General features: G+C 64.7%; 2 protein-coding genes. Both read right to left on the bottom strand.

Annotated elements, in window-relative coordinates; translation table 11 throughout:
- Positions 1 to 130: 130 nt before the first annotated feature.
- Complete coding sequence (locus tag ACIPZ5_RS27685) at positions 131 to 2,848, bottom strand: FimV/HubP family polar landmark protein (RefSeq protein ID WP_343599759.1); 2,718 nt, start codon at positions 2,846 to 2,848, stop codon at positions 131 to 133.
- A gap of 72 nt (positions 2,849 to 2,920) precedes the next feature.
- Positions 2,921 to 3,925 carry an aspartate-semialdehyde dehydrogenase gene (locus ACIPZ5_RS27680; protein WP_400811801.1) on the bottom strand — a complete coding sequence of 335 codons (1,005 nt, stop codon included), beginning with the start codon at positions 3,923 to 3,925 and terminating at the stop codon, positions 2,921 to 2,923.
- Between the last annotated feature and the right edge of the window lie 378 nt (positions 3,926 to 4,303).

Here is a 4,303-nt window from a genome sequence, read left to right as displayed (position 1 = left end):
GGCGATGGGCCGCAAAGCGGCCCCACGATTTCAAGGTTGCTGCATAAATTGCCGGGGCCGCTTCGCGGCCCATCGCCGGCAAGCGCGGCTCCCACAATGACCGAGCTGGAGCCAATTTCGGCTCCAGCCTTCAGACCAGGCGCGAGAGCATCTCTTCGGCTTCCTGACGCTGGCCGTCATCACCATCCTTGACCACCTCGTCGAGGATGTCGCGGGCACCCTGATGGTCGCCCATGTCGATGTAGGCGCGCGCCAGGTCGAGCTTGGTCGCGACTTCGTCTGCACCGGAGAAGAAGTCGAAGTCGAGGTCATCCAGCGGCTCGGGCTCGGCGGCAGCGTCTTCGGCGGTGAAGTGCGGCTCGAGCGATGGCGACTCCAGGCTCTGCGACAGCTTGTCGAGCTCGGCGTTGACGTCGCTCAGCTCCGAGGCAAAGCTCTTGGCTGCCGGCGAGTCGTCATCCAGCGACAGCGACAGGTCGAAGTCTTCCGGTAGCTCCAGCTCGGAAATCGGGTCGAACTCCGGGATGGCATCGAAGGCTGCCAGTTCGGCGGCGACATCCACCGGTTCATCTTCCGCTGCAACCGAGGCGGCCGGAGCTGCCGCTTCGCCACTGTCCAGATCGAAGTCAGCCAGGTCGAAATCGGCCAGGTCGTCGACGCTCTGCGGCTCGGACTGGGCCTGGGCCAGCAAGGCTTCGAAATCGGCATCGGCATCGGTTTGCGGCTCGACGACCGCCGGTTCGGCGACTGCCTGTGCTTCGGCCAACTGCACCTCATCCAGCATCGGTGGCTCGAGTTGATCTTCCACCGACAGATCATCCGCCGGCAGATCATCACCCAGGCTCAGGTCAAAAGCACTGTCCAGGTCATTGTCGTCAAGCACCGAGGTCTCGGTGAAGGCCTCGGCGGCGGCTTCGAGCTCTGGCTCGGATTCAGGCGCCGGCGCTGGCTCGACGAGCGCTTGCGGCTCAGGCTCAGGTTCTGCTTCAACTACAGCGGGTTCTTGCGGCTGTTCCTGGAGCAACTCCTGAACATACTGCTCGTCCATTTCGGCGGCCAGCGCCGCAGCCCCCACACCAACGGCAGCAAGACCCAGCATGGCCGGGTAGCGCTCCTTGAGGCTGTTGACCTGGGCCGTGTTCGCTTCGCTGCCAGGCAGCTTGCGCTCCTGCTCGACAAAGGCGCTGTGATCGCCCTGACGGGCATAGACGTCCATCAGCTTGAGGCGCAGGGTGTCATTTTCCGGCTGCGCCGCCACTGCCTTCTCCAGCAGGTCGGCCGCATGATTCAGGCGACCGCGCGACAGGCTCAGTTCGACTTCGGCCAGCAGCGCGGCATTCGGGTCCTGCACCGGCTCGGGCTCTGCAATCGGCGCCGCGGGCGTGGCGGCAGCCGGTTTTTCCGCCGCCACCGCAGCGGCGGCCGAGGCGGCCACCACGGCAGGCGAGAGGGTCACGCTCGGCGCAGACACTTCCAGCCCATCGAAGCTGCTCGGCGGCAGGTCGAGATCCGGGCTGCGCTCACCCTCCTCGGCCAGCGCGCGGGCCATGCGCAGGTGTTTTTCTGCCTCTTGCTGAGCCTTGCGCTTGCGCGCCAGCAGCAACAGCAGGAGCAACAGCACAAGGAACGCGGACCCGGCGATGAGGCCCAATACGACCGGGTTACCCAGCATTTCGTCCAGGGCACTTGGCTGCTGTTGCGCAGCCGCCTCCCCTTCAGCCGGTGCGGTATCAACCGCGGCCGGTGCGGGCGCCACCACAGGCGCAGCGTCGGCCGCCGGGGCCTGTGCAGGGGTCGGCTCGCCAGGCAGGGCGGCCGCAGCCGGCGCTTCAGGTGCCGCGGCCTGGGCTTCCAGGCGCGCCAACTGGTCGTTCTTGAGCTGGATCAGCTTCTGCAGCTTGTCCATCTGACTCTGCAGGTCAGCCACCCGGCTCTTCAGTTCGTCGTTATCACGACGGCTGGTGTCCAGGCTCTCCTGGGCAACGGCCAGCTTGTCGTTGATGGCCTTGGCGCTGTTGCCGCCCGCCTGGTTGCCGGGGCTTACCAGGCGCAGGTTATCGCCCTGGGCGATGCGCTCGGGCGCTGCGTCGGCGGCGCCGCGGCGGGTGGCATCCAGCTGACGCGCACGCGGCCCCAGGCGCCGGCCTTCACGCCAGGCCGCATACTGCTCGGCCACTTCACGAGTGGCTTCGCCTTGGGGGATGTTCTGGATCTGCTGCTGGTCTGGCAGGCGCAGGACCTGGCCAACCTTCAGCTGGTTGATGTTGTTACCGATGAAGGCATCCGGGTTGAGCGCCTGGATGGCGATCATGGTCTGCTGCACCGAGCCACCGCCCTGGGTATTGCGGGCGGCGATCTGCCACAGGGTGTCGCGGCGCTTGGTGGTGTAACTGCCTGCGCTGCTGGTGGCCGGGTTGACATTGGCTGCCGCGGGTTGCTGGCCCTGGGCCTTGGCCTGGTCGAGCAGCACGCTGTAGTCACGCAACAGGCGGCCTTGGGGCCACATCACCTGGACCAGGAACTTGACCACCGTACCAGGCAGCGGCTGGCTGGAAGTGACTCGCAGCACGCTCTTGCCGTTGGGGTTGATCACCGGGGTGAAGGTCAGGTCTTCGAGGTAGCTCGGAAACGCCACCCCGGCCTTGCTGAACTCTTCCGGCGGCGCCAGGCTTGGCGCCACTTCGGCTGCGGTGAGGTCGCGCACGTCGAGCAGTTCGATCTCGGCATCCAGGGGCTGGTTCTGCGCCGACTTCAATGTCAGTTCACCCAACCCCAGGGCATTCGCCATGCCCGACGTCAGCGCAGACGCTGCCGCCATGGCCAGAACCAGTTTGCGAATTCGAAGCATGACCTCTTCCCTTGTATGAATCGTCCCAAAAACCTGCGTGCGGCGCGGGACAAAAGTGCTCGCCAGTATCTTTTACACCATGTGTTTAATCAACAATTGCGCCACCTGCACGGCGTTCAGCGCAGCGCCCTTGCGCACATTGTCGGTGGTCAACCAGAGGTTGAGCTGCTGGTTTTCGTCAATTCCATGGCGTACACGACCAACATAGACCACGTCTTGGCCGACTGCGTCACCGACCGGGGTCGGATAATCATCGTTTTCCACCAGCTCGACACTTTCGGCGCGTTCCAGTGCCTGGTTGACCTGCGCCAGATCGACTGGGCGACGGCTCTGCACCGCCACACTGAAGCTATCGCCGAAAAACACCGGGACTTGAATACAGCTGACGGAAATCTTCAGTTCCGGCAGGCCCAACAGCACGCGCAGCTCGCCAACCAGGCGGCGCTCCACGGCGCTGTGGCCCTGTTCGTCGACAGTACCGACCTGGGCCAGCAGGTTGAACGCCATCTGCCGATCGAAGAAGCGCGGCTCCAGCGGCCGCGCGTTGAGCAGCTCGGCGGTTTGCCGGGCCAGTTCGCTGACCGCTTCGCGGCCTTGCGCGGACACCGCCAGGGCGGCCATGACCTGCACCCGCTCGATATCCAGCTGGCCCTTGAGCGGTGCCAGGGCAACCGCCAAGGCAACGGCCGCGCAGCTGGGGCTGGTGATGCGCGCGGGCAGGCTCAACGCGGCAACGCGGTCGCCATTGGCCTCAGGCACCACGGCCAGGGCATCCTCCAGGCCGCCGGAAAGGTCGATGACCGTGCAGCCGGCCTGCCAGGCCTTGCTGGCAAAGCTGCGGCTGACGGCCGGACTGGCAGCGAAGAAGGCCAGCTTGACCTGGGCGAAGTCGAAGCTGTCAACCTCACGCACCTTGATCTTCTTGCCGGCGAACATCACGCTGCTGCCCGCCGATTCCATGCTGGCCAGCAGGTGCAGGGTGCCGACCGGGAACGCCAGCTCTTCGAGGATCTGTACGAGGGTTTCACCGACGCTGCCGGTGGCGCCGACGATGGCGATGTCCAGGGGAGTGGTCATGGAGGGGTCCTTTTGCTGAAACGGCGGGGGGCGGCACTTTACTTGGATTGTAGTGTTTTGTCTGTGCTGGCCTGGGCGGAGATTACATCTAGGCCACCAGGTGCTGGCCGTGAGATTTTCAGCGCCTGTGAGATCGAGCGCCGCCCGCGCGGCGCATCGCGGATAAATCCGCTCCTACATCTGTTTCGGGCCAATCACTCCTGTCTGGTCACCGCTGTCCGCCTTGTTTACAGGGCTCAAGACATGCGCCAAGGCGGGTAGCCATGGCCTTACAGGTTCGGTTCGTTGCAACAAATGTAGATACTCTGTTGGCGGTCAAGCTTTTCTGAGGTGTTCAGAGCTGAAAAGCTTGGCTGTATGGAATGGCTCATCTCCGTG

This window comes from Pseudomonas sp. NPDC089428 (genome assembly GCF_044749325.1).
In the GTDB taxonomy this organism is placed as follows: Bacteria; Pseudomonadota; Gammaproteobacteria; order Pseudomonadales; family Pseudomonadaceae; genus Aquipseudomonas.
The sequence above is the reverse complement of the archived record's forward strand: the minus strand, read 5'-3'. Positions and strand labels throughout refer to the sequence as shown.